We start from the raw sequence: 25,139 nt of genomic DNA, 5'->3' as shown, positions 1-25,139 counted from the left end.
AAATATGTTAAAATCAATATAGAGAGGGATAAAAAAAGAGAGGTGAGCACAATGGCTATTCCTAAATATCAACAAATCAAAGATGACTTGAAACAACAAATCATTTCTGGTAACTTTGAAAACGGTGATAGATTCTACACAGAAGCTGAGTTAATCAAGATGTTTAACGTCAGTTCCATCACCGTTGTCCGCGCTTTGAACGAACTTGCGAATGATGGCTACATCATCCGTCAGCAAGGAAAGGGAACCTTTGTTTCACGCGCAAGAAAACACAAGCGTGTGGAATTCTCTGATATCGAAACTTTCCCTATCCAAAAGGATAAGGTGACTGTTCTGTCCATCGAACGTGGAAATGAATTGAGAATCTTGGAAAAACTAGAACTAACACCGTCCCAGTTCTACTACAAGATTGACCGTATCAGAAGGACCGGCGATAAAGTCTATATTTATCACCAAACCTACATTCCTGAACAGTACATCAATCCAAACTATCCAGATCTAGACTACTACAGCTCGATCTACAATCGCTTCAAGACGGATTATCACATCCACATGAATGATGAGTATTTCGAAGAAATCAACGAAATCGTCTTTCCAACGCCAAAAGACATTGCCAAGACCTTAGAAATCGATCCAAACTTCCCAACTGTGCATCAAGTCAAGATCACAAAACTGGAAAATACCGGACAAATCCTAGAGTACAGCGAAACCTACAAGCGTGGCGATTTCTTCAAAATCAAATTTATTTCTTCTAGTCGCGATCATTAATCTGAAAAACGATGGTTCTCATGAGCTGTCGTTTTTCATTTCCTGACCAACTAACCTATCTTTATTATAAACCTATCTATACCAATTTGCAAGACATTCTAAGAACTTTTGTTCATTAAAAAGTGAATTGTGTCAAAAAGTAAACAGGGCCTATTAATTTGTCCTGTTTTTCAATTATCCTAAGGAAGAAAAAATAAGAAACACTGGCTATTCCCCTGAAATTGGTATAATGATAAAGCAAAAAAGCTGGGATTCAATCCCAGTTTTTTGATATAAAATGTTCTTTATTTTTCAAATGAAATCGTTTATCAAGTCTTTAGAAAACCTGCTATTTCTTTATTTCTAATTCACGAACCTGAAGCAAAACATTAGACAAATCTGCCCCGGCCTGAAGAAGAGCAGCAGCCGTATAGGCTCCCTCTACCAAAGGAACATTATTGATAATGATTTCCTTGTCAGAAAAGTCTGCGACCATTTCGAGATTCATGCGAGCTGAGCCCAGATCGAAAAAGGACAAAATAGTGTCCTTGTCAGTGGCATCTAAAGCCGCCTGAATACCTTCAAAGCTCGTCCCGATACTACCGTCGTCCAACCCGCCCACATAGCTGATGGCCACATCTGCCGCCACCTGCGAGATGAGATCAAACAAGCCTTGGGCCAGATTTTTGGAATGGGAAACGATAAGAATGCCAGTATCTGCCATCAGCCTGCCTCCGTTTCTAGAAGAGCCTCAAAGAGGAGACCAGATGAAGCCGAACCAGGATCGATATGGCCGATAGAGCGCTCACCGACATAGGAAGCCCGCCCCTTGGTCGCTTTCAGATCTTTGGTCGCTTCCACTAGAGAACCAATCTTTTCACGCGTCAAGTCTCCAGACTGCAGAGAAACAGGAATCCCCGACCAGACATCCACCATGGTTTTCTCACCAGGCACAGCCTTGCCCCGCTTCTGAATCATGTCCAGCCCAGCTTGGATGACTTCTAGCAAGTCTTTGCCGTCTTTTTCAGCTTTGGCCATGCCCATGAAAGCTGAGCCATATAGAGGGCCTGAAGCACCGCCGACCTTGCTAATCAGCTGCATAGAAACAGCCTGAAAAACCTCAGCCGCACTAGCAAAGTCCTTAGCAGCTAGATTCTCTACTGCTGCTGCCATTCCCCTAGCCATATTGGCGCCATGATCACCATCGCCGATGGGGGTATCAAGGTCAGACAGATAGTCTTTCTGACTCTGGATCTTTTCGTTGAACAACTGCATCCATTTTTTTGCTCTTGCTGCGTCCATAAGCACCTCCTTACCAAGCGGCTGTCGTGACAAGACTGTTGAGAGCTGTCAGCCAGTCTGGCCGGTCTAGCTGGATAAAGGTCAGAGAAATCCCCGCCATATCAATAGAAGTCATGTAATTACCCAGCTTTTTATAGACAACTTCGACTCCAGCATCTGCCAGGAGATTTGCTACATCGGCCGCAAAGACATACTGCTCCATGAGCGGTGTTGCACCCATACCATTGATGAGAATACCGATCTTCTTACCAGATTTGAGCTCAACAGACTGACTGAGCTTCTCGACCAATTCCTTAGCTAAGTCCTTAGACGGCTGCATCTTTTCCTTGCGATAGCCAGGCTCACCATGGATGCCAATGCCGAACTCTATTTCATCATCAGCCAAAACAAAACCAGGCTTGCCGACTTCCGGTACGGTTGCCCCGCTCAGAGCCAAGCCGACTGTGTGGATATTTTTGACCAGCTCATCAGCTAGCACCTTGATTTCAGTCAGAGATTTGCCTGCACGCGCCGCATCCCCTAGAATCTTATGGACAAGAATCGTACCAGCCACTCCGCGGCGACCTTGCGTATAGAGGCTGTCTTCCACTGCGATATCGTCATCTACGACGACACTAGCCACCTCAATCCCTTCCATCTCAGCCATTTCCTGAGCCATTTCAAAGTTCATGATGTCACCGGAATAATTCTTAATCACCATGAAGACCCCAGCACCCTCATCTGCTTCCTTGATAGCCTGCAAGACCTGGTCAGGTGTTGGTGAAGTAAAGACCGCTCCGCAGATAGCGGCCGACAGCATGCCCTCACCGACAAAGCCAGCATGGGAAGGCTCATGACCACTGCCACCGCCAGAAATCAAGCCGACCTTGCCTGTCTTCTCACTCTTGCGGGCAATGATATCGAAGCCCTCCACCCGATAAACCAAATCGCTGTGAATATAGGCCAAGCCGTCCAGCATCTCGTCCACAACCGCTGTTGGATCGTTGATAATTTTCTTCATAGGTGTCCTCCGTTTCTCAGCGTTTCTTTACGATGAGCAATTCGCCCTAAAAGAAAGCGCTATCATTTCAATATTATTTTAACATTTTATCTTACCGAAAGCAAATTCTGCCACATCCTAGAATAGAAGAAAGCATCAAATTAGTTGGCAAGAAAAAGTAGACAGTGTATAATTTAGGAGAAAATGAATGAAACGCAATACAGCCCAGCTGAAAGAACAGCTCATTCAAACGGGGATTGAAGAAATCGGAAAACACGGAATTGAACAGCTTTCGCTTAGGACCGTTGCCAAGGCCTGCGGTGTAACTCACGGCAGCCCTTACCGCCATTTTGAGAGTAAGGAAGGCTACCTCAAGGTGGTTTTGACCCAGCTTTCGCTGTTTCTCAATCAGGAAATCAATGAAAAGATTGATACGACAGCTTCTGCGCGTGAGCAGCTGACCCAGCTTGGTCTTAATTTCATTATTTTTGCCAAGACCTATCCTCATTTTTTCGAAGCTCTCTTTATCAAATTTCCTTTTAAATATATGAAAGTGACGCAGGACACCATTCTCTTGGAGTCTGACCTGCCTGGATTTGATAAATTTAAGGAGCTTGTTTTAAAGCTTCGCAAGGAGGAAAATTTTAGCAATAGCGAAGCAGAAAGCCTTTTTCACTTTTGGAGCTTTATCACAGGTCTGGCCGTTCTGACCAACAGTCCTATCGGACAAGACCTGGATCCTCAAGCCATCCAAAGCACGATCGAGCACATGCTTGACATTTATATCAAAGGAGAACGATCATGAAAACCTTGATTATTTACACCTACCCCAGTCCAACTGGCTTCAATGCTGCTATTCTCAAAGAAGTTCAAAGCAATCTTTCTAAAAAGCACGAAGTGAAAACCTTGGACTTGTATGCTGAAAATTTTGATCCAATCTTGCGCTTTGACCAAGAGCATAGACGCCGTGACCTGCATAAAGACCCTGAAATGGCAAAATATCGGGATTTGATTACTTGGGCAGACCACCTGATTTTCATTTTCCCTATCTGGTGGAGCGGTATGCCGGCTATTCTCAAAGGCTTTATCGACCGCGTCTTTGCGGCTGACTTTGCCTACTCTTATAAGAAAATTGGACTCCAAGGCCACCTGCAAGGGAAATCCGGCTGGATTATCGTCAGCCATAATACACCAGGTTTTGCCCTGCCTTTTGTCCAAGACTACGGCAAGGTACTTAAAAACCAAATCTTGAAACTTTGCGGTATTTCTCCCGTCAAACTGACAGAGCTCAACGGAGTAGAACGCAAAACAGACCAACAACGCCAAGAAATGCTCAAGAAAATCGGACAGCTGGCCAGTCAAATTTAAGAACAAGCAAATAGGCACTTCGTAAGAAGCGCCTATTTCTATATTTAATCTAAGCCCACGCGCTTGAAGATTTCATCCACGCGCTTGGTGTAGTAAACTGGGTTGAAGATTTCATCAATCTCTTCCTGAGTCAGACGGGAAGTGACTTCTGGATCTGCTTCGAGCAGAGGCTTGAAGTCTACTTGATTGTCCCAGGACTGGGCGGTCTTTGGCTGCACCAAGTCATAAGCCTGCTCCCGCGTCATGCCTTTTTCAATCAAGGTCAACATAGCCCGCTGGCTGAAGATAAGACCAAAGGTGGAGTTCATGTTGCGCTTCATATTTTCTGGGAAGACAGTCAAGTTCTTGACGATATTGCCAAAGCGGTTGAGCATATAGTCGATAAGAATGGTCGTGTCCGGTGCGATAATCCGCTCAGCTGATGAGTGGGAAATGTCGCGCTCATGCCAGAGAGAGACATTCTCAAAGGCTGTCACCATGTGACCGCGAATGACCCGCGCCAGACCAGTCATATTTTCAGAGCCGATTGGATTGCGCTTGTGAGGCATAGCTGAAGATCCTTTTTGCCCCTTGGCAAAGAATTCTTCCACCTCACGCTGCTCAGACTTTTGCAGACCACGAATCTCGGTCGCCATGCGCTCTATAGATGTCGCAATCAAGGCCAAAGCAGAGAAGTATTCAGCATGGAGATCACGTGGCAATACTTGAGTCGAAATTTCCTGCGGACGGATACCTAATTTCTCACAGACATAACTTTCCACAAATGGCGGAATGTTGGCAAAGTTCCCAACCGCACCAGAAATTTTCCCAGCTTCCACACCCGCCGCCGCAATCTCGAAACGTTCAATATTGCGCTTCATTTCGCTGTACCAAGTCGCGAGCTTAAGGCCGAAAGTCGTAGGCTCCGCATGCACCCCGTGGGTCCGTCCCATCATGATGGTGAACTTGTGCTCCCGCGCCCGCTCCGCAATGATGTCAGTGAAGCGACGCAGATCCTCACGGATGATGTCATTGGCCTGCTTGTAGAGGTAGCCGTAGGCCGTATCCACCACGTCGGTCGAGGTCAGGCCATAGTGCACCCACTTGCGCTCCTCGCCCAGCGTCTCAGAAACCGCCCGCGTGAAAGCCACCACATCGTGGCGCGTCTCCTGCTCAATCTCCAAGATGCGATCAATGTCAAAGCCAGCCTTTTCGCGAATCAAGGCCACATCTTCCTTGGGAATCTCACCCAGCTCAGCCCAGGCCTCATCAGCTAGAATCTCTACCTCCAGCCAAGCCTTGTACTTATTTTCCTCAGTCCAAATGTTCGCCATCTCAGGGCGAGAGTAACGGTTGATCATGATTTTTCTCCTTGATTCTATCATTAATAATTTCGACGTATATATTCAGCTTGTTTTATATTTCCAACTTGTTCACATGCTTTAATATACATTAATCTCGATTCTTCGCTTATATACATTATATTTTCCTCAAAGTAAACTATAGCATCATCAAATTGCTCTAATTTAAATAATACTTTTGCGTATATTTCATATAACTCTGGCAAAAGAATATTTTGTTCTTCTAATTTAAGTATATCGAAAAGGCTTTCTTTTAAAGATTCCAAAGATACCGCATCATCTAAAGTTGTTTCATCAAAAGTTAGTAAAAAAATATTTCCTTCTACAAAGTGACGATAGTTTTTAAACTCTCTTTTTATATAAATATCTGATAACTTTAGCACTTCTTGGTAGATACCCAATTTAATTCTAATAGCTATTTGTTTTGCCAACTCCAATTCAGACACATCTACTTCATGCAGAATCTCAATATTTATTAGTTCTTTTATTAAAAGTAATTTTTCTATATTTTCATATTCATAGTAATACAATATACTTTTTTCAATAATTATTTCCTTCATTTCTTTTGACAATGCAATAATCCGATCTAATGCAAAGAATAAAGTAATAAATAATACTGGTACTTTTAAAACATCAGAACCAATTTCTAAATTCCCAATTAAAGTAAATCCAAAAAATATAATATAAATAAATATTTTTTTTAATAATTTACTTTCTTTGCCAGCACTTCCAGTATAGACCCATATAATAAATACTACTAATAAAGTTAGAAGTAAAGGAAAACCTACCCCTAAAACTGGAAATAATTTAAACAGACAATAGCTCATAGTTATGGAAAGAATAATTAAAAATATGATTTTCTTTCCACTCTTTTTATTTTTTTTACGATTCCTCCGCCAATTATAAAGAATTTCTTCAAGATAATTAAAATATTGCACAACAGTATAATATTTACCATCTCCAATAGGATGAAAAATAATTAAAATACCAAATAAAATAATAATTAACGTTGCTTGAAAATAAACTTCAAAGATTAGGGTATAAATTAGAATTGTTAAGATTATAATAATTACTCTCGACAAAAAATTTTGTTTCTTAAAAATTAACATTGTAACCAACGATAATATCATAGGAAATAACATTTTAAAAAGTAAAGATAACTTATCAAAAATTATTTCAGAAGATAATATGACAAAATGTACATTCTGAGTTGATGGTACATATTGTAGAAACTCTTTCTTCCCTGAAAATATTGCATCTGTTATAAAGTATAAATTAGCAAATGATACTGCCGTCTGTAAAATAAACGGTTTTAACTGCTGATAAACTACAACTACAAGTATGCATGTAAATATTAAAAAAAGAATTCCGTATAAAATGCTTAAAAAATCTTTTTTTTTCAAATCTTTTTTAGATACATAGTTAATCGATGGTAACAACAAATTATTTATCAATCTAAAATCTAAAGAATTATTTTCCATTCAAAATCTATTCCTTATAATAGTAATTACTCAACTTTTAGGTCAATCTCTTTACTAAAGAAAACAGGACTATTAAGATGAGATATAATAACATCCAAATAAGAACTGTTTCAATTCCCAAACTCCTCAACCTCATCCGGCACATCACTAAACAAAGTTACATGACCTACCTTACGGTTGTGCTTGTCTTCTGTAATCATTTATTCACCGCCCACTCCGCGGCTTTCTCTGCATGGATTACCGTTGTGTCGTAGAGAGGCAAGTCAGTGTCGGATTGCTTGACGAGGAGACCAATCTCGGTACAACCCAAGATAACAGCTTCAGCGCCAGCTTCTTTCAAATCATCTATAACAGTAAGATAAGCCTGCTTTGAGCTTTCTTTGATATCTCCTAGACAGAGTTCGTCATAAATGATCCGATTGACCTCTGTAATGCCAGCTTGGTCTGGAATCAGCACTTCTAAACCAGACTCTATTAATTTCTCCTTGTAAAAATCTTGAGTCATGGTGTACTTGGTCCCCAGGAGGCCGACTTTTTGAATGCCGTCAGTCAACAAGGCCTGCGCAGTTGCTTGTGCAATATGCAAGATTGGAATCGTAATCTGCTCTTGTATCTGCGGAGCAACCTTGTGCATGGTGTTGGTACAAATAACGATGAAAGCCGCACCAGCTTGCTCTAAGCGCTGAGCAACATCTGCCAACAGTTGACCGCTTTTCTCCCAGTCCCCGACTGCTTGATAATGCTCAATCTCTGCAAAATCAACACTGTAAAGCAGAATTTTAGCAGAATGCAGACCACCCATCTCTTTTTTGATGGTTTCGTTGATGATTTGGTAGTAAGATGTGGTACTCTCCCAACTCATACCACCAATCAGACCGATAGTTTTCATAGGCTAATCAAACTCCTCCTTGCTTATCGCCACCGACGGATAGTGCGGCAAGCTACTCAGATCTGTATCCAATGGCAAATCATAGATAGCCAGATAATTGTCTGGATATTGAATCTTTAATTCCTGATATTTGGCTTTCACTTTTTCGTGATTGCTACTAGCAAACAAGACTTCTACAACAGCTCCAGTCTTATCCTTTTCAACAAAAGCATTAACGATGATTTGAATCATAAACTGGTCTCCATTTAGCTTTAAAGATTATCATTTTCTAAGTCTTCATGTATAGAAAATTCAAATGAAATTCTCTCAGGATGTCTAGGCAGGCCGTAACTACTCAGATAATCCTTAACTTCCTCCACGGAACAAGAATATTCTAAGACTAGCTGATTGCCAGCTCTCTCTAAAATATGAATCCCCTCTCTATCCGCAATCTCTGGAACAATCAAATCGTCCGTATAAGTCAGTGTTACGGTCGTTATTTCATCATCTAGCAATTCATCAAATTCTTCTGTCATTTCAAAAATCAATCCCCTCCCCAAACTCAACCACACTATCCGGCACATCACTAAACAAAGTCACATGCCCCATCTTGCGGTTGTGCTTCGCTTCTATTTTACCATACATGTGGAGGTGGGCGCTTGGATTTTCTGTCACATATTTCTCAGCTGCTTCGACATGCTGGCCGAGAACATTGAGCATGATGGCTGGCGTATGCAGGTGGATAGCTGGCAATGGTGCTCCGAGAACACCCAGAATATGGGTATCAAACTGCGAGAAGTCGCAGGCTTCGATAGAGTAGTGGCCAGAGTTGTGTGGCCGTGGGGCAATCTCATTGACGATGATATCATCAGCCGTCGCAAACATTTCCACACACAGCGTTCCAGACAGGTTAAGTTGTTCAGCAATTCGCACTGCCATGGCTTTTGCCTTATCTGCTATACTTTCTGAAATGCGAGCAGGCACAATGGTTTTCGAAAGAATGTTGTTGCGGTGGATATTTTCCTGAACTGGGAAAACCGTCACGTCCTTGCCATTTCCTGATACGATGACAGAAATCTCAAGGTCAAAGTTGACGAATTCTTCCAAAACACAGGCTGCTGAGTTGGCTAGTGCACAGGCTTCTTCCAAGTCTGCTTCCGAGAGAATGACCTTTTGTCCATGGCCATCGTATCCACCTGTCGCAGTCTTGAGAACATAGTTTTTCGATAGGTCGATATCTGCCAAGTCTTGGCTAGAAGTCACGACCTTGTAGGGTGCCACGGTGACTTGGGCCTTGTTTGCGAGAAAGTCCTTTTCAAAGATCCGATTTTGAGAAATGCGGAGCAGGTCGGTTCCTTGAGGAAGCTGACCTTCTTTGATAACAGCATCCAAACCGTCAGCATCGACATTCTCAAACTCATAGGTGAGGACATCGCAACGGTCTGCCAACTGACGGAGGGCGTCCACATCGTTATAAGGTGCCACAATGATTTCCGCTACGCGAGAGGCTGGGCAATCCGCAGCAGGATCAAGCGCGATGACCTTGTGCCCCATGTAGATAGCAGAAATGGCCATCATCTGCCCCAGCTGGCCGCCACCGATGATTCCGATTGTTTTAGATGAGCTCATTGCTAGACTCCTCAGCGATTTTTCCTTGTTCTTCAGCAAAATCCGCTAGCGCTGCTGCTAGGTCTTGGTCTTCAATGGCCAAAATCCGAAGGGCAGTCAGAGCAGCGTTGGTCGCTCCCGCTTCACCAATGGCCATAGTTGCCACAGGCACGCCACCCGGCATCTGCACGATAGAGTAAAGGGAGTCCAGACCGCTGAGAGCACGTGATTTGACCGGTACGCCGATGACAGGCAGGGTGGTTTTAGCCGCTACCATTCCTGGCAAATGGGCGGCACCACCTGCACCTGCAATGATGACCTTGATGCCGCGACTGCGGGCTTCTTCGGCATGCTTGAACATGAGATCAGGTGTACGGTGGGCAGAGACGACTTTCTTTTCATAGGCTACACCAAAGCGGTCTAAGACTTGGACTGTTTTTTGCATGGTGGCCCAGTCGGATTTGGATCCCATGATGATGGAAATAATTGGTTTAGTCATGATTTTTCTTTTCTTTCCTTTCAACAATCACCTTAGGTTGTGAGGGACGACAGCAGCCACCAAAGGTGTCTCATGCCTAAATCGGAAGCCCAGGGTCTTCCGATTTCCCTGAACGATTAGCTTATCATCCAATCGTTCTTTCACAACGGCGGTGATTATTCTATATTAGCTCGCTAACGCTCGCAAATCAAACGACCATTATCGTACTTGGCGACTTCGTCGCTTTTTCTTATACCTTTATCGAATAGCCTTGCTTCCGATATCGGTTCGGTAAAAGAGATCTTCTGTTTTTTGTTGGGCAAGTTCTTGGTAGATAGTGTTTTGGGCTTCTTTGACGGTATCTGCTGTGGTGACGAGCATATAGACACGTCCGCCATTTGACAGCAGTGCTCTGCTATTTTCCGCAAACTTAGCCCCGGCATAGTAGGTGATGATATCGCCTTCTGTCTTGGCTGGCAACTCGACACCCTTGTCATAATCTAGCGGATAGCCATTAGATGCGACAACCACGCCCAGAGTCACACCCTTGTCTGTCCAAGTAATGCTCGGCTCCTTGCCATCAAGGATGTCCGTGATATTTTGCGCAAAATCAGACGTTAGGCGAGGCAGGATAATCTGGGTCTCTGGGTCGCCAAAGCGAGCGTTGAACTCGATGACCTTAGGCCCGTCTGCTGTCAGAATCAAGCCCGCGTAGAGCACGCCCAAATAAGGGCGACCTTCTTTAATCATCCCCTCAAGGACTGGCTTGACAATCGTGTCAACCGCTGTGTCAACCACGCTCTGTGGCAAGTGTGGAACTGGCGCATAAGCACCCATCCCACCTGTATTGGGACCCTTGTCACCATCATAGGCACGCTTGTGATCCTGAGCCGTCGGCATGATGTAAAACTTGTCGCCATTGACAAAGGCAAAGAGGGAGAACTCCTCGCCGTCCAGAAACTCCTCGATAACCACGCGCGCACCTGAATCACCAAATTTATTGTCCAAGAGCATCTCATGAGCTGCCTCGACTGCCTGCTCTACGGTCTCTGCTACGACCACGCCCTTGCCTAGAGCTAGGCCGTCCGCCTTTACTACGATAGGCGCCCCTTGCTTTTCTATGTAGGATTTGGCTTCCTCAAAGTCGGAAAATGTGCCATAGGCTGCTGTCGGAACGCCGTATTTAACCATGATTTCCTTAGCAAAATCCTTGGACCATTCCAGCTCCGCAGCTAAACGAGATGGGCCGAAAGCCTTGAGTCCAGCTTGGTTAAAATCATCCACAATTCCAGCTGCCAGGGCATCATCCGGGCCAATAAAAGACCAAGCAACATCATTCTCCTTGGCAAATTCAATTAGTTTAGAATGTTCGGAAATTCCAATATTCACCAAGTCTAGCCCATCCAAGGTCATGCCATCATTTCCAGGTGCGACAAAGACCTGCTCCACACCCTGAGACTCCAACAACTTCTTGGAAATCGCATGCTCACGACCGCCCGAACCAACAACTAAAAGCTTCATAGCTAAGATACCTCAACATCCATCATCATAGGTGCTTACGCACCAAGCCAACACATCACGTAAAAACCATTGCCATTTTTACGAATCATTCATCTAAATTATATCATAATCGTTCGTTTTATTCTATTCTAAGTAGGAAAAGAAGAGAAATAATCTATTTTTGTTAGGGATATCCATCTCTGACAAATAAAATCTACCTATATTATTTTTTGTATTTTGACTATTTCATTACTTTTATTTCAAATATCAAAAATTTCATAAAACTAAAATAAATTAGAAATTCAAGTTTCAACATCTTTTAAAATTTTTCTTTTTTTTATATTTTTTCCCGAATAATCTAAATGGAATCATCCAAATTACTTATTCAAAGGAGATTTATGAAAAAATATCAGAAGCTGTTTTTATTATCCGGAGCAGTCCTTGGGCTATTTGCCAGTCATTCCACAGCTCAAGCTGTTACATCGACTGAAGCTGGAAATAAAGTCCTAGGCCCCACTGATCGTGCCAGCAATGTAACCGTCAATGTCACTGGAGATACGGCGCAGATTCATTATGCCCGCTCCAAGGCTCAGGTTCCCTATACCATTTCCCACGCAGTCTGGTCCGACGAAAACGGGCAGGATGATTTGAAATGGTACACCACGCCTCAGACATCCAGCACAGCCATTGACCTCCGGCAGCACGCTGGCTATGGCACCTTCCATGTTCATACTTATATCAAGATAAATGGAAAAATGATTGGCTTGAATGGCACTACCTTCACTGTTAATAAGCCTGCTAGCAAGACAAGCGTCACAACATCTGGACAAACCGGCCGCATCAATTTTACGCGAAATAAAGACCAAAGGAACTCAAAAATTGTCCATGCAGTTTGGTCTGATGAAAATGGTGGCGATGATCTTAATTGGTATGAAGCTGGGCAAGAGAGTACTGAATTTAACTTTTCTAAACACAAAGGTTATGGAAAATATTTCGTAGATACTTATGAAAATAAAAATGGCAAAATGATTTACCAATCGGGCACTACTTTCCATCTAGAAAAACCTAATCCGACCATTCAGACAAGCTTCCCTGAACCTGGCATTATGGAAATCCTTATCAAAAATCTTCCTGAATCCATGTATAAGATCACTGTCCCAACCTGGTCTGAAAATAAGGGACAAGATGATTTACAATGGTATCAAGCAAGGAAAAATCCTGATGGCAGTTATAGCGTCAGAGTCGAGCTGAAGAAGCACAATTACGATACCGGAACCTACCATATCCATCTCTATGGCGAAAGCTATGTCAATCCAGCCTTTACATGTTTAGCAGGAGCGACTGCTACAATAGATGCTGGAAAAATACCTTCTCAAAAAGACCAAAAACCGCTTTTCTCTGTTGAAAACATCAATCAGGAAGAGGGAACCTACACTGTAAAAGTCACTGAAACTGCCGCATCTAAGGCAATTCAATCCGTCCGTGTCCCTATTTGGAGTACCCAGAATCAAAGTAATATCAAGTGGTATGAGGCAAGTAATAATGGAGATGGGACTTTTACTGCACAATTCAATATCCGTAACCACCAAGCCTTATCTGGAAGCTACACCAATCATATCTACATTAAGTACAAAGATGGTAGCGAGCATAACTATGCGACAGACAGCGTCACCCTCTCCGCTGAAAATATCAAAGCCAAGGTTTCTGTCAATAAAATCTCTACCTACAATTACGAAGTGACCGTTTCCGATGCTTTCGGACCAGGAACCATTTCTCTACCAACTTGGTCAGAGGCCAATGGCCAGGATGACATCAAATGGTACACTGCTAACAAAGTGGGCAATGGCCTGTATAAATTTACCATCAATACGCAACAGCATGCTGGAAATGGACTCTTCCATACCCATGTTTACCGTAATCTCAATGGACAGATGACTGGACTTACAGGCACCAGCTATCAGGTTGATAAACCAACTACGCCTGAGCCAACCCTCTACACCCCTGATTATGCTGGAGCCTCCTCTTATCCTCATGGCCAGTGTACTTGGGGAGCAAAAGTACTGGCTCCTTGGGCTGGTCCTTACTGGGGCAACGGTGGCCAATGGGCAGCTAGCGCACGCGCAGCTGGTTTCCGAACAGGAAGCACCCCACAAGTCGGAGCCATCATTTGCTGGACCGATGGCGGTTATGGGCATGTCGGTGTTGTCACCCATGTCGAATCCAATACCCGCATCCAAATCAAAGAATCCAACTATGCGGGCAAACAATACATTGGCAACTTCCGTGGCTGGTTCAATCCTTACGCCGCCGGTCAAGGAGCTGTTAGCTATATCTATCCAAAATAAATCCACTAAAAAAACCTTGGTTTTGTAAACCAAGGTTTTTCTCTATTCAAATCAAAGTCGATTTCTTACTTCGCTAGTTTCTTTTCCAAATAGGCAACAATATCTGCGACATTTTCAAAGCGATCAACATCCTCATCTGAAATTTCAATCGCAAACTCATCCTCTAAAGTCAGGATGAATTCCATTAAGTCAACAGAGTCAGCGCCTAAATCATCTTTTAAGCCCAAAGTTGGCTGGACAACAAAGTCCTTTCCTTGACGTTCTTGGATAATTTCTGTTACTTTTTGAAAAATTTGTTCTTGATTCATTCTGTCTCCACCTCTTTTGAAAATTCCACCACAGATTTTCCGACAACATCTGTCTCCAGCATGGTTCGGATCTGACGAATGGTGCTATAAACAGCCTTGGCATCACTTGAACCATGCGTCTTGACCACTGGCGCCTTAAGACCAAAGAGAACGGCCCCACCGGCACTGGAATAGTCCAGACTCTTGCGCATTTCCTGTAGGCTGTCTTTGAGCAATAAAGCCCCTAGCTTAGCCTTGAAACCACCGCCTAGCACAGCCTTTTTAAGCTGGCCTAGGATGCTAATAGCAGTTCCTTCGATAGACTTGAGCACTGCATTACCCGTAAAGCCATCTGCTACGACAACATCTGCCACTCCATCCATAAGGTCACGCGCCTCTACATTGCCGATAAAGTTCAGCTTGTCATCCGCTGCCAGCAATGCATAGGTTTCCTTACGCAGAGGATCTCCCTTGCTGGCCTCAGTGCCATTATTGAGCAAACCAACTCGTGGCTGCTTAATGCCACGAACATTTTCCGCATAAAAAGAACCTAGGATAGCATATTGATGCAGATGATGAGGGGTATTTTCAGCATTTGCCCCCAGATCCAGCATATCAAAACCGCGACCATCCACAGTCGGTAAAGTGGATAAAAGACCCGGTCGGTCAATATTTTTGATCCGTCCGACGATAAAGAAGCCCGCCGCCAAAAGCGCTCCTGTATTACCGGCAGACAGAACCGCATCTGCTTCTCCATTCTTGACTGCCTTGGCTGCCAGAACCATGCTGGCCTGCTTCTTCTTGCGAATAGCTTTGGTCGGCTCATCATCCGAGTCAATCTTTTCATCCGTATGAACGATGCTGACACGCTCTGTCGCTGTCAACAGAGGTTTAATCTTGGCTTCATCCCCATAGAGAACAATCTCAATATCCGAGAAGTCTCTCAGAGCCTGATTAGCACCTTCGACCAAAGCCTGAGGGGCATTGTCTCCGCCCATGGCATCAATAGCTATTTTTTTCATGCTGTTCTTCCTCATGTTTGTCTTGTAAAATACTGCCCCAGTCGCCCAGAGAGTCGATAAATTTCTTTGATTTGAGATGAATACCCACGTATTCATCATAAACTTGATCTATAAAGTCCCTGATCTGTCGCTTGATTTCCGGCTTGAGCGAAATCGTCTCCAGCTCACTAAACTGAACCGCCTGAAACTGATTGAGCAAAAAAGGAATATTGGGATTAAGATGACTGCGATGAGCATCCTTATGATAATGCTCTGGACAGAGCACCCCGCCATATTGAAAGGAAAAATCAAAAGGCAGACCTGTCCGATGGCAAAAAACACAGTCATGGAAATTCAGAGAAACGCCAAAGCGAGATAAAATCTGAATTTCAAAGATATTGGTCAAAACCTCATAATCCAGCCCTTGATTCATCAAATCCAGTGTCTTTTGCAGGAAGGCAAAGAGAGCCGGATCTGGCTGATTGTCCTGAATACTAGCATCTGCTAGGGCTGCCACGTAGCTGGCATAAGCCATGACAAAGAGATCACCCTTGATTTGCCCGTAACTTTCCACAGCTTGGTAATCTTCGATATAGCTGAGTCCGTCGTCATTGATTTTCATCAAGAGTTCTGCCGCCGTCAGAGGCTGGATGACTGGTGCCAGCTTAGATTTTCCAGCATGTTTCACGAAAAACATTCGCTTGCCAGCCTGTTCCGTAAAGATCTTGACCAGCTTATCATCTTCCCGGAAATTCCGATTATAGAGAATCAAACTCTTGCTCGTTAACGGTCTAAGCATGGCCTTCCATGTACTCCTTGAGACGTTTCAGAGCTTCCTTGATGGTTTCCATACTAGCTGCATAAGACAGGCGGATATAGCCTTCTCCATACTGGCCGAAAGCCGCCCCTGGAATAAAGGCCACAGCCTTCTTCTCAGCAAAATCCTGCAAAAAAGCAAAAGAATCTTGATTGTAGCCTGCTGGAATCTTAGCAAAAATATAGAAAGCACCGTCTGGCTTGATAATCTGATAACCCAGCTCCGTCATCTGTTCGATAATGTAATCCCGCCGCTGGATGTATTCCGCCTTCATGAGTTGGGCATCATCCTTACCAGCCGTCAAAGCCTCAATAGCTGCATATTGAGCCATGGTATTGGCTGCCGTCACCAGATACTGATGGCTCTTGATCAATTGAGCGGTAAAAACAGCAGGAGCAAAGATAAAACCTAGTCGCCAGCCCGTCATAGCATGAGACTTGGATAAGCCATTGATGACGATGGTCTGCTCAGGCAAATATTCTGCCAGAGAAACGTGCCCCTGCTCTGTATAAGTTAACTCAGAATAAACCTCATCGCAGACGACAAAAACTTCATACTTGCTCAATACTGCTGCCAAAGCCTCGATCTGCTCTCGCGAATAAGTCACACCAGTCGGATTGGCCGGATAGTTGAGAATAACTGCCTTGAGCTTGTCTCCTTGCGCCAAGATAGCCTGCTCAAGCATTTCAGGAGTCAAAACGAAGTCGTTTTCTGTCGTATCAATCTCGACAATCTCCGCCCCGACCAAATTCACAATCGGCTCATAACCTGGATAGGCTGGTGCTGGTAGCAAGACTTTGTCTCCCTCTTCCAAAATAGCCGTCAGAGTCGCAGACAGGGCCTCAGTTGCCCCAATAGTGACTAAGACTTCATCTTCTGGACGATAGTTCAGATGGTACTTCTCCTTGACAAAATCAGCCGCAGCCTGCCGCAGCTCCAAAAGCCCGCTCATTCCTGTATAGTGGCTTTGGTTGGCATCAATAGCTGCCTTGGCCGCCTCCTTGATATGATCCGGTGTCGGAAAGTCCGGCTCCCCCAAGGTCAGCCGCAAAACACCTGGAATCGTAGAAATAGACTGGTCAAACTGACGAATCAGAGACACTTCAATTTTATCTAAATTCTTGTTAAACTTCTTAGTCAAATCCATAGCCGCCTCCGATAATCTAATAGAACTATTATACTATAAATGCAGCACCTGCGCAAAAATCCATCTGATTTATAGAAAGAAAAACAAAAAATCAGGAAAATTCCTGATTTTTTAATATAAATGTTACTAAAACTAAATTAGTTACCATTTACTACAGCTGAATAGTTTGTGTTTTCAAATGTTGTAGCTGCTTTAATATCGCTACCTTGTCCTGCAGCACCAAAACGAGTATTATGACCAAACTCACGTTCTGCATCATTCAAAGGCTTACCATCTTTTGTTCCTGCTGCTGGAGCTACTGGATATGTTCCTGCTTGGTAAACTGCATCATAAGCTACTTTATTATTATCACGATCTTCTTGGGCTGCAGCACCAAAACGTGCATTTGTAGTTCCTGTAACGTTCGCTTGTGAAGGAAGGTCTGCTGCTGCTGGAGCTCCAACTGGCTTTTTAACTGTAATAGCAGGTAGAGCCGCTGAAGCTGCTGGTGTTGATGGAGCTGCTGGTGTTGATGGAGTAGCAGGCGTTGATGGAGCCGCTGGTGTAGCTGGAGTAGCAGGTGTTGATGGAGCTGCTGGTGTAGCTGAGCTAGTAGTATAACGAGCTTCAAATGCTGCTCCAAAACGACTGTTATGACCAAACTTACGAGTTCCGTCATTCAAAGGCTTACCATCTGCTGTTCCTGCTGCTGGAGCTACTGGGTAAGTCGCTGCACCTGAGAAGCTATATCCGTACGTCTTATTCTTTGGTGAAACTCCGTAACCAAAGCGGTTATTGTGGTTCCCGTTTTCATTCACTTTTGTCACAGCTGATGTAGCAGGTGCTGTAACTCCTGGAATAGCAGGCGTACCAGTTGCTGCATAAGCTACACTAGCAACTGCAGAAAGGCCTAATACACTAAGCAATAAAACTTTTTTCATGTTTTATCTCCTTTATTTAGAATTAATTTTATGGAAAATCCATACTACTCTAGTATATATATACATATAGCGTTTGTCAAGTATTTACTCCAATTCAATCTCATATGAGCCACTAAGCAACAAAAAAATCAGGAAAAATCCTGATTTTTATTCACGAGTTGCTTTATAAGTAAGCTCATTCCCATGCTTGGCTAGGAAATCTTGCAGTTCAGAGTCTGGGATTTGACGTAGATAGAGGTTAGAACGAATCGTCTCATCCTCTTCACGACAAGTTGACAGCACAACGTACTTATCACTAGCCTTAATCTTAATTTTTGAATCTTTGGTACGAGCAGCTTCATAGATATTCTTGAGCTGAGTTTCAAAATCCTTATCATCATCAAACTTAATCCGATAAAAAGCAGTCTCTTCTGGAACGATCACCAAGCCCATTACCTGATAGTAAAGCTTACGCTCTGGTGTTTCAATGACAACATACTTATGCTTATCTAAGTATTCCTGTTTATCATAATAGTTCACATCATTAAACATGCGGTGATCACCAACCTGACTTCCACGAGCATGCCCAAAGAGCCAAGTCAAACGGTCACTAAAGTCTTTTTTGTTTTCAGTGTCCATGAAAACAGTACCCAGATAAGGCTCATTTCCACCTTCAAAGGTCTTATCCAAGTAAGTTGAGTTATCACCGGTCTGTACAACTGGCTCGTCTAATTCTGTACCAGGAGCATAGACATAGGCCACCGTTTCAGGATTGATCGCTTTCAATCCATTAAAACGATTAGTCAGATATTCCTTTTCTTCCTTACTTGGTGTATAAGTTACCTTACCTACCTGACTAGTGGATGATTTAGCAGCAGAATTTGAAGAGTTTGCCTGTTGGAGGAGAAAAATCCCTGCTAAAATAGCAACAAATAAAGCTCCTAAACCACCAAAAATCTTCCAATTTTTCTGCTGTCGTTTTTGTCTTCTTCTTCTCATAGATAAAAATCCTATAAAATCCTTCTAAAAAATATCACTGAACCAGAGGTCCAGTGATATAAATTGCGTTAGTACAATTGTTTAAAACAAATTATTTAACTGCAGATGTTTTTGGAAGAGCTTTACCAGCTGCTTTTTGACCAGCTTTAGCACCGTTAGCAGCTTTAGCAGCTTTAGCTTCTGAAGCTTTAGCTTCTGCTACTGATGCAGGTTTTTGACCGTTTTCACCAGCTTTTCCATTTTCACCAGCTTGACCGTTTTGGCCTGCTTGACCTTGAGCTGCTTTATCATCAGCGATACGTTGTTCATTTGTACGGTTAGCTTCTACGCCAGTTTCATTGTAGTAGTTACCTTGAGATTTAGCTGCTGCAGTGTATTTATCTTGAAGTTGAGCAACATATTTGTTACGAACAGTGTTACGAGCTTCTGTACGAGCTTCTTCAACTTTTTCTGCATATTTGCCATACTCATGACCTGAACCGTATTGTTCAAGAGCAGCCTTAGCAGCTACAACTGCTGCATCTTTTTCAGCTTCAGCATTGATTTCAGCTTCGTGAGCAGCTACTTGAGTATTTGCTTCATCAGCTGAATCGCGCCATGAGCTATATTTCTTTTGGATCAATTGGTTTGATGACTCAGCATTTTCACCTTGTGCAAATACTGGTGCTGCTACTGCGAACAATGAAAGAGCTACTACGCTAGAAAGTACAACTTTTTTCATTTGTTTTCTCCTTTTTTATATAAAAAACATTTTTTATTTGGTAACTATCGTTACTATGTATAGTATATGAAATATTCTTTAAATTGTCAAGTCTTTTCCTAAAAAAAATCTTGATCAAGGCACTTTTAAGCCTTTTTTGCTACTTCAAAAAGGGGGGAAAGTGGACGTTTTTCATGGATCCGAACGATGGCTTCTGCCAAGAGATGAGCGATAGAAATCTGCTCAATCTTATCGATTAATCTGTCCTCTGAAAGATAGATGGTATCTAAAACCACAAGTTTTTTGATAGCGGATCTTTGGATATTTTCCATAGCTGGTCCTGACAAGACTGGGTGAGTACAGCTCGCATAGACTTCCACAGCACCTGACTCTGCCAAAGCGTCTGCCGCATGACAAATAGTTCCCGCCGTATCAATCATATCATCTATCAGAATACAGGTCTTACCTTCCACCTTACCAATGATATTCATGACTTCACTGGTATTCATCTTATCAACGCTGCGACGTTTGTCGATAATCGCAATTGAAGTCTTGAGAAATTCAGCCAACTTACGAGCGCGGCTGACACCACCGTGGTCTGGGCTGACAACCACATAGTCGCTACCAACCATGCCCCGACGCTCAAAATAATCAGCAATCAAAGGAGCTCCCATCAAATGGTCGACAGGAATGTCAAAGAAACCTTGAATTTGAGCAGCATGCAAATCAATGGTCAATAGGCGATCTACCCCAGCAATCTCCATTAGGTTAGCCACTAATTTAGATGTAATTGGCTCACGAGCACGAGCTTTTCGATCTTGTCTAGCATAGCCATAGTAAGGCATCACTACGTTGATAGACTCCGCACTAGCCCGCTTCAAGGCATCCACCATGATCAAAATTTCCATTAGATTGTCATTGACAGGTGAGCTAGTTGACTGCAAGATAAAAACGTGCTTACCACGGATCGATTCTTCGATGTTTACTTGAATTTCCCCGTCAGAAAATTGACGAACCGTTGACTTCCCAAGCGGCATCCCAATCTCCTTTGCAACACGCTGCGCTAATTCTTGATTAGAAGAAAGAGCAAAGAGCTTTAAATCAGAAAAAGACATGATTCCCTCCAGATTCTAAATCGTCTTTTATTGTAACCAATTACATTTTTCCTACCTACCATTGTAACGCTTTTCCAGCAATTTTTCAATAAAAAATAAAAGGGAGAGTGGGACAGAAATCGGTAATTCGTTAGAATTCGATTTCGTCGTCCCACCTCCGCACAGTTGAGTAGGGCTGTAAAAGCTGATGAAATCAGTGTAGTAGAGTCCACTCAACTACTGCGTTTTGCTCGACAATCCAAAGAAAATTGAGAGGCTAGGACTTTTGTCCCAGCCTCCTTCATATTTCATTAGTTTGGATAGATGTATGTTACGTATCCTTGTGCATTTGTTGGGTCAAACCATCCACGGTGATTACCTAGTGATTGGTTACCAGCATAGTTTGCTTCTGATACTTGAATGTTGTTAGCAGATTGAACTGCTGTTACAACTGCAACGTGTCCGTAGCCACCATCGTTCCAACATGCGATTGCTCCAACTTGTGGTTGTGATCCTGTACGGAAGCCTGCTGCTGCTGCACTAGCTGCCCATTGGCCACCATTACCCCAGTAGTCTCCAGCCCATGGTGCCAAAGTCTTAGCACCCCAAGTACATTGACCTACAGGATAAGTTGATGCTGAAAGGCTATATGATGGAGTTGCAACAACTCCTGATGTAGCAACTGCTGCTTCTGCTACAGGAGTTCCACCTGTATTATTTACAGCTTGAACTTGTGCTGCGAAGCTTGTATTTCCTGAAGCAAGGATCGCTTGTTGTTGAGCTTGTTGCTGGTTCTTATATGCTGCTTCTGCCGCTGCTGCCTCAGCTGCCGCTTTTTCAGCTGCTGCTTTTTGCTCTAAGAGACTATTTTTCTCATTTTCAGCAGTTGCTTTTTCAGCTGCAAGGTTCAGTTGAGCAACCTTGAGTTCAGCCTGCTTAGTTGTCAACGTTTGAGCGTCGTCTGCAAGTTTTTGTTGGTTTGCAATGACTGTATTGATAGCTTCATTGTTAGCAACTTGTTTTTCAGCAATTTTTTCTTTATCTTCTTTTTGTTGTTCCAGCATTTTGTTGTTAGCTGAAACGATTTCGCTCATTGCTGCTACACGAGAGATAGCTTCAGTGATTGAAGCAGAGTTGATGATTGTGTTGATATAGCTTGTTGCTGTACCACTGGTTTGAGCACTACGCGCTTGGTTTGCAAGAGACTCATTACGAGCAACAATATTCTTTGATAACTCTTCAATTTCAGCAGTAAGTTTCGCAGATTCAGCATTCAATTTTTCATTTTCTGCTTGAAGCACTTCTTGTTGCTTTTGAATAGCTGAAACTTGTTTTTGAATTTCATCAACTTGTGCTTGTGCCGCTTTTTGTTGATTGGTTAAACTATCAATTTTACTATTTTGAGCTGCAATTTTATCATCTGTACTATCAGCTTTAACATTTACTAGCGCAGCACCTTGAGAAAGGATCACCGCACTCAATAAAACTGATGTAAGTAGCTTTTTCTTCATAAAAATATTAACACTCCTTCTTACTAAGACATTATATAGTATATCAAAAAAATTCTGGCTATATATTACGCATTCGTTACATTTCTATTTCTAAATCATCATAAATAGACTTTTTCAAACAAAGGCTGTAACAATAGAAAAAGAAAGGCATTAAATACTAAAGTTGGCACCAAAGCATAGATAATAAAATCAGGGAATGTAAAGCTCGCTAGGTGCAAGAATGATGCAGAAACAAAGCTGATCATTTCAAAAAAGAAAACAATCGTAATAATGGCCAAAACGCGGGTCCAACGATTTAGCAAAAATACAGAAAGAAAATGATAGATGACAACTGTCAGTAGAGGCAAGATGAAGGTGAAAAGCCCAATCACATGTAGATAATAAACATCGTAAAAAAGACCTAGAGTAAAGAAGAGGAAAAAAATATATTCCTTTGAAAAGTTTAAAAATAAGAAAACCGTAAAGAACAATAAAATATGACTTGCCGGATGCCACTTCTCAGCAAAAAGATCTACAAGACTTCTTGATAATTGACCATCAATGAAGAAGATCAGAAATAGAAACAAAGCTGTAAAAAAAGTTCCTCTTAGAATTTTCATACTAATTTCTCACCAACAGAACCGCTTGAATATCAGACAAATCCGCAGCAGGCTTCACCAAAACTTCTTTGTTTAATTGGTCCTTGCCAGCTGATATTGATAAAACCTGACCAACCAAGACATTCTCAGCATTATAAGAGCCGAGACCACTTGTCGTCACAGTTGCCCCTTCTTCAATGCCATCCACCGTATTTAGCTGGCTGACGATAAAAGCTGACTTTTCAGTGTCAAAACCAACAATGATGCCATAGGCAAAACCAGTTTGTGTCTGAATTTTAATTGCAATAGAACTATCATTCTTTTCATTTGTAAGCAGACTAACAACACTTGAAGAGTCGGAAACACTGCTAACCGCTCCGATCAAACCACCGTTAGAAATAGCCAGCATAGAGGTTGACACATCGCTTGACTGCCCCTTATCAAGAGTTAATTCATTCTTCCAAGTAGATGGAGAGCGAGAAATAACCTCTGCAGCAATCTTGACAGCACTTTGATCATTATTACTTAACTCTAAGAGAGAACGCAACTGCTCATTCTCCAATTTTAAGGTATCAGAATTATTTGCCTTCTCTTCAAGATTGTAAATTGTTCCTTTTAGTGTCTCATTTTCTTGATAGGTCTCTATTAACTGAGTAACCTTTTTCTTTTCCTTAGCAAAATAGTTAAAAGGAATAGCAACTACTCGATCAACACTGGACAAAAAATCACCAGTCACAGAAACAATCCATGGTGAAAGTGGGGAAAGCATCAAGCTTATCATAACAATTCCCAATAGCAAAATAGAAATCAAAAATTTAGACATCTTTAATTTATTCATTCCAATCCCCGAAATCAGTAAATCCCTAAAAAATCTGATTATATAAGTCTTGATCTAATCAGACCAGCACAGCGTACCAAAAAAAGTTTAAACAAACATTAAAAAACATTATAAAACAAGAAAAGGAGATAGCAGATGCTAAACTCCCTTATTTACGGAGAATGGGGGATTCGAACCCCCGCGCCGGTTACCCGACCTAACGATTTAGCAAACCGTCCTCTTCAGCCTCTTGAGTAATTCTCCATTATTTAATGGGCACGAGTGGACTCGAACCACCGACCTCACGCTTATCAGGCGTGCGCTCTAACCACCTGAGCTACGCGCCCAAGTTATAAAAACTTGGTATGAACTTCTGTTCAAAGCGGGTGACGAGAATCGAACTCGCGACAACAGCTTGGAAGGCTGTAGTTTTACCACTAAACTACACCCGCATATTAGATAATGGTATGGCGCGAGACGGAATCGAACCGCCGACACATGGAGCTTCAATCCATTGCTCTACCAACTGAGCTACCGAGCCAAATTGCGGGAGCAGGATTTGAACCTACGACCTTCGGGTTATGAGCCCGACGAGCTACCTAGCTGCTCCATCCCGCGATATTCTAATCTAAGGAGGATGTGGGATTCGAACCCACGCACGCTTTTACACGCCTGACGGTTTTCAAGACCGTTCCCTTCAGCCGGACTTGGGTAATCCTCCAAGATATTCATTATGGACCTTGTAGGACTTGAACCTACGACCACTCGGTTATGAGCCGAGAGCTCTAACCAGCTGAGCTAAAGGTCCAACAAGATCGTTATAGCGGCGAAGGGGATCGAACCCCCGACCTCCCGGGTATGAACCGGACGCTCTAGCCAGCTGAGCTACACCGCCAGATATCGGGAAGACAGGATTCGAACCTGCGACACCTTGGTCCCAAACCAAGTACTCTACCAAGCTGAGCTACTTCCCGATCATAAGTAAAAACGGAGTCATAGGACCTCGTTTCCCTTCATGCACCCTAGAGGAGTCGAACCTCTAACCGCCTGATTCGTAGTCAGGTACTCTATCCAGTTGAGCTAAGGGTGCTCTATATCACGATAATCAATTATAACAAAAACACATAAAAAAGTCAAAGCTTTCTTATGCACCCTAGAGGAGTCGAACCTCTAACCGCCTGATTCGTAGTCAGGTACTCTATCCAGTTGAGCTAAGGGTGCCCTGTCGCATATCCGCTATGCCGAGGACCGGAATCGAACCGGTACGATCGTT

Annotated in this window: 27 protein-coding genes and 11 tRNA genes; 4 read left to right on the top strand and 34 right to left on the bottom strand. The window is 42.9% G+C overall.

The genetic code is table 11. The features are described 5' to 3' along the window. Positions 1-51: 51 nt before the first annotated feature. The gene (locus tag FZ954_RS10750; protein WP_015604190.1) at positions 52-768 is read left to right on the top strand and encodes a GntR family transcriptional regulator; all 717 of its coding nucleotides are present in this window, start codon (positions 52-54) and stop codon (positions 766-768) included. A gap of 328 nt (positions 769-1,096) precedes the next feature. On the opposite strand, the gene dhaM is transcribed toward FZ954_RS10750, so the two are convergent. From dhaM to dhaK, 3 genes are read right to left on the bottom strand one after another with little or no spacing between them, the layout of a single operon-like run. Beyond that, entirely contained in the window at positions 1,097-1,471 is a 375-nt protein-coding gene (gene dhaM / locus FZ954_RS10745; protein WP_148878360.1) for a dihydroxyacetone kinase phosphoryl donor subunit DhaM, read from the bottom strand. Continuing rightward, positions 1,471-2,049 carry a dihydroxyacetone kinase subunit DhaL gene (gene dhaL / locus FZ954_RS10740; protein ID WP_125380068.1) on the bottom strand — a complete coding sequence of 193 codons (579 nt, stop codon included), beginning with the start codon at positions 2,047-2,049 and terminating at the stop codon, positions 1,471-1,473. The genes dhaM and dhaL overlap by 1 nt, the downstream gene beginning before the upstream one ends. A 10-nt stretch (positions 2,050-2,059) precedes the next feature. Further along, a complete protein-coding gene (gene dhaK / locus FZ954_RS10735; RefSeq protein WP_148878359.1) occupies positions 2,060-3,049 on the bottom strand; it encodes a dihydroxyacetone kinase subunit DhaK in 990 nt (329 codons plus the stop codon). A 187-nt stretch (positions 3,050-3,236) separates the two neighbouring features. Between dhaK and FZ954_RS10730 the strand changes: the two genes are divergently transcribed. Both FZ954_RS10730 and FZ954_RS10725 read left to right on the top strand, forming a co-directional pair. After that, positions 3,237-3,833, top strand: a complete 597-nt coding sequence (locus FZ954_RS10730; protein ID WP_148878358.1) for a TetR/AcrR family transcriptional regulator — start codon at positions 3,237-3,239, stop codon at positions 3,831-3,833. Continuing rightward, entirely contained in the window at positions 3,830-4,396 is a 567-nt protein-coding gene (locus tag FZ954_RS10725) for an NAD(P)H-dependent oxidoreductase (protein WP_148878357.1), read from the top strand. Before FZ954_RS10730 ends, FZ954_RS10725 begins: the two co-directional genes overlap by 4 nt. 44 nt (positions 4,397-4,440) lie before the next feature. Here FZ954_RS10725 and purB read toward each other — a convergent pair whose 3' ends face one another. The 9 genes from purB to purD all read right to left on the bottom strand — a co-directional run bounded on the left by purB (position 4,441) and on the right by purD (position 11,692). Next, positions 4,441-5,736, bottom strand: a complete 1,296-nt coding sequence (gene purB, locus FZ954_RS10720; RefSeq protein ID WP_002907678.1) for an adenylosuccinate lyase — start codon at positions 5,734-5,736, stop codon at positions 4,441-4,443. Between the two features lie 23 nt (positions 5,737-5,759). After that, a complete protein-coding gene (locus tag FZ954_RS10715; RefSeq protein WP_148878356.1) occupies positions 5,760-7,217 on the bottom strand; it encodes a hypothetical protein in 1,458 nt (485 codons plus the stop codon). 196 nt (positions 7,218-7,413) lie between these two features. Then, on the bottom strand, positions 7,414-8,106 hold the full coding sequence (locus tag FZ954_RS10710; protein ID WP_148878355.1) for an aspartate/glutamate racemase family protein: 693 nt from the start codon (positions 8,104-8,106) through the stop codon (positions 7,414-7,416). A 3-nt stretch (positions 8,107-8,109) separates the two neighbouring features. After that, a complete protein-coding gene (locus FZ954_RS10705) occupies positions 8,110-8,337 on the bottom strand; it encodes a phosphoribosylaminoimidazole carboxylase (RefSeq protein WP_148878354.1) in 228 nt (75 codons plus the stop codon). A gap of 20 nt (positions 8,338-8,357) precedes the next feature. Continuing rightward, positions 8,358-8,621 (bottom strand): hypothetical protein, encoded by a 264-nt coding sequence (locus FZ954_RS10700; RefSeq protein ID WP_148878353.1) that lies wholly within the window; start codon positions 8,619-8,621, stop codon positions 8,358-8,360. A gap of 1 nt (position 8,622) precedes the next feature. Further along, the gene (gene purK / locus FZ954_RS10695) at positions 8,623-9,714 is read right to left on the bottom strand and encodes a 5-(carboxyamino)imidazole ribonucleotide synthase (RefSeq protein ID WP_148878352.1); all 1,092 of its coding nucleotides are present in this window, start codon (positions 9,712-9,714) and stop codon (positions 8,623-8,625) included. Continuing rightward, positions 9,701-10,192: a 5-(carboxyamino)imidazole ribonucleotide mutase gene (purE, locus tag FZ954_RS10690; RefSeq protein ID WP_148878351.1), complete on the bottom strand. Its 492-nt coding sequence runs from the start codon at positions 10,190-10,192 to the stop codon at positions 9,701-9,703. The genes purK and purE overlap by 14 nt, the downstream gene beginning before the upstream one ends. Positions 10,193-10,219: 27 nt before the next feature. Further along, on the bottom strand, positions 10,220-10,336 hold the full coding sequence (locus tag FZ954_RS12115; protein ID WP_081104308.1) for a phosphoribosylaminoimidazole carboxylase: 117 nt from the start codon (positions 10,334-10,336) through the stop codon (positions 10,220-10,222). Positions 10,337-10,429: 93 nt separating this feature from the next. Beyond that, positions 10,430-11,692 (bottom strand): phosphoribosylamine--glycine ligase, encoded by a 1,263-nt coding sequence (purD, locus tag FZ954_RS10680; RefSeq protein ID WP_148878350.1) that lies wholly within the window; start codon positions 11,690-11,692, stop codon positions 10,430-10,432. A gap of 377 nt (positions 11,693-12,069) precedes the next feature. Here purD and FZ954_RS10675 point away from each other — a divergent pair, with 377 nt between their 5' ends. Then, positions 12,070-14,016: a GBS Bsp-like repeat-containing protein gene (locus FZ954_RS10675; protein ID WP_148878349.1), complete on the top strand. Its 1,947-nt coding sequence runs from the start codon at positions 12,070-12,072 to the stop codon at positions 14,014-14,016. A 65-nt stretch (positions 14,017-14,081) separates the two neighbouring features. Here the strand turns inward: FZ954_RS10675 and FZ954_RS10670 are convergent, their stop codons facing one another. From FZ954_RS10670 to FZ954_RS10560, 22 genes are all read right to left on the bottom strand, one after another. After that, positions 14,082-14,324, bottom strand: coding sequence for an acyl carrier protein (locus tag FZ954_RS10670; RefSeq protein ID WP_005591354.1), 243 nt, complete (start codon positions 14,322-14,324; stop codon positions 14,082-14,084). Then, on the bottom strand, positions 14,321-15,325 hold the full coding sequence (gene plsX / locus FZ954_RS10665) for a phosphate acyltransferase PlsX (RefSeq protein ID WP_148878348.1): 1,005 nt from the start codon (positions 15,323-15,325) through the stop codon (positions 14,321-14,323). The genes FZ954_RS10670 and plsX overlap by 4 nt, the downstream gene beginning before the upstream one ends. Then, a complete protein-coding gene (gene recO, locus FZ954_RS10660; RefSeq protein WP_148878347.1) occupies positions 15,306-16,103 on the bottom strand; it encodes a DNA repair protein RecO in 798 nt (265 codons plus the stop codon). Before recO ends, plsX begins: the two co-directional genes overlap by 20 nt. Then, complete coding sequence (locus FZ954_RS10655; protein ID WP_148878346.1) at positions 16,096-17,268, bottom strand: pyridoxal phosphate-dependent aminotransferase; 1,173 nt, start codon at positions 17,266-17,268, stop codon at positions 16,096-16,098. Before FZ954_RS10655 ends, recO begins: the two co-directional genes overlap by 8 nt. Positions 17,269-17,405: 137 nt before the next feature. Beyond that, the gene (locus tag FZ954_RS10650) at positions 17,406-18,188 is read right to left on the bottom strand and encodes a hypothetical protein (protein ID WP_187423370.1); all 783 of its coding nucleotides are present in this window, start codon (positions 18,186-18,188) and stop codon (positions 17,406-17,408) included. 147 nt (positions 18,189-18,335) lie between these two features. Beyond that, a complete protein-coding gene (gene srtB / locus FZ954_RS10645) occupies positions 18,336-19,166 on the bottom strand; it encodes a class B sortase, LPKTxAVK-specific (protein ID WP_148878345.1) in 831 nt (276 codons plus the stop codon). Between the two features lie 91 nt (positions 19,167-19,257). Next, positions 19,258-19,887, bottom strand: coding sequence for an amylase-binding adhesin AbpA (gene abpA, locus FZ954_RS10640; RefSeq protein WP_148878344.1), 630 nt, complete (start codon positions 19,885-19,887; stop codon positions 19,258-19,260). Between the two features lie 125 nt (positions 19,888-20,012). Further along, the gene (locus FZ954_RS10635) at positions 20,013-20,981 is read right to left on the bottom strand and encodes a ribose-phosphate diphosphokinase (RefSeq protein ID WP_148878343.1); all 969 of its coding nucleotides are present in this window, start codon (positions 20,979-20,981) and stop codon (positions 20,013-20,015) included. 290 nt (positions 20,982-21,271) lie between these two features. Further along, a complete protein-coding gene (gene pcsB, locus FZ954_RS10625; protein WP_125390521.1) occupies positions 21,272-22,471 on the bottom strand; it encodes a peptidoglycan hydrolase PcsB in 1,200 nt (399 codons plus the stop codon). A 98-nt stretch (positions 22,472-22,569) separates the two neighbouring features. Then, positions 22,570-23,070 carry a rod shape-determining protein MreD gene (gene mreD, locus FZ954_RS10620; protein WP_148878342.1) on the bottom strand — a complete coding sequence of 167 codons (501 nt, stop codon included), beginning with the start codon at positions 23,068-23,070 and terminating at the stop codon, positions 22,570-22,572. A 1-nt stretch (position 23,071) separates the two neighbouring features. Continuing rightward, positions 23,072-23,887: a rod shape-determining protein MreC gene (mreC, locus tag FZ954_RS10615; RefSeq protein ID WP_148878341.1), complete on the bottom strand. Its 816-nt coding sequence runs from the start codon at positions 23,885-23,887 to the stop codon at positions 23,072-23,074. Positions 23,888-24,042: 155 nt separating this feature from the next. Beyond that, a tRNA-Ser gene (locus FZ954_RS10610) sits at positions 24,043-24,130 on the bottom strand. Positions 24,131-24,139: 9 nt separating this feature from the next. Continuing rightward, positions 24,140-24,213: transfer RNA gene (locus tag FZ954_RS10605), tRNA-Ile, on the bottom strand. Positions 24,214-24,247: 34 nt separating this feature from the next. Continuing rightward, positions 24,248-24,318 (bottom strand) — tRNA-Gly (locus FZ954_RS10600). Between the two features lie 16 nt (positions 24,319-24,334). After that, positions 24,335-24,407, bottom strand: a tRNA-Phe gene (locus FZ954_RS10595). A 3-nt stretch (positions 24,408-24,410) separates the two neighbouring features. Beyond that, positions 24,411-24,484, bottom strand: a tRNA-Met gene (locus FZ954_RS10590). A gap of 13 nt (positions 24,485-24,497) precedes the next feature. After that, positions 24,498-24,587: transfer RNA gene (locus FZ954_RS10585), tRNA-Ser, on the bottom strand. A 13-nt stretch (positions 24,588-24,600) separates the two neighbouring features. Then, positions 24,601-24,674 (bottom strand) — tRNA-Ile (locus FZ954_RS10580). 13 nt (positions 24,675-24,687) lie between these two features. Next, a tRNA-Met gene (locus tag FZ954_RS10575) sits at positions 24,688-24,761 on the bottom strand. A 5-nt stretch (positions 24,762-24,766) separates the two neighbouring features. Beyond that, positions 24,767-24,840, bottom strand: a tRNA-Pro gene (locus FZ954_RS10570). 42 nt (positions 24,841-24,882) lie between these two features. After that, a tRNA-Arg gene (locus FZ954_RS10565) sits at positions 24,883-24,956 on the bottom strand. A gap of 57 nt (positions 24,957-25,013) precedes the next feature. Next, positions 25,014-25,087, bottom strand: a tRNA-Arg gene (locus FZ954_RS10560). Between the last annotated feature and the right edge of the window lie 52 nt (positions 25,088-25,139).

The organism is Streptococcus sp. Marseille-P7375 (assembly GCF_902460365.1).
GTDB lineage: Bacteria > Bacillota > Bacilli > Lactobacillales > Streptococcaceae > Streptococcus > Streptococcus cristatus_I.
Note: the sequence above shows the minus strand (reverse complement) of the source record. Positions and strands in the feature narration are given on the sequence as shown.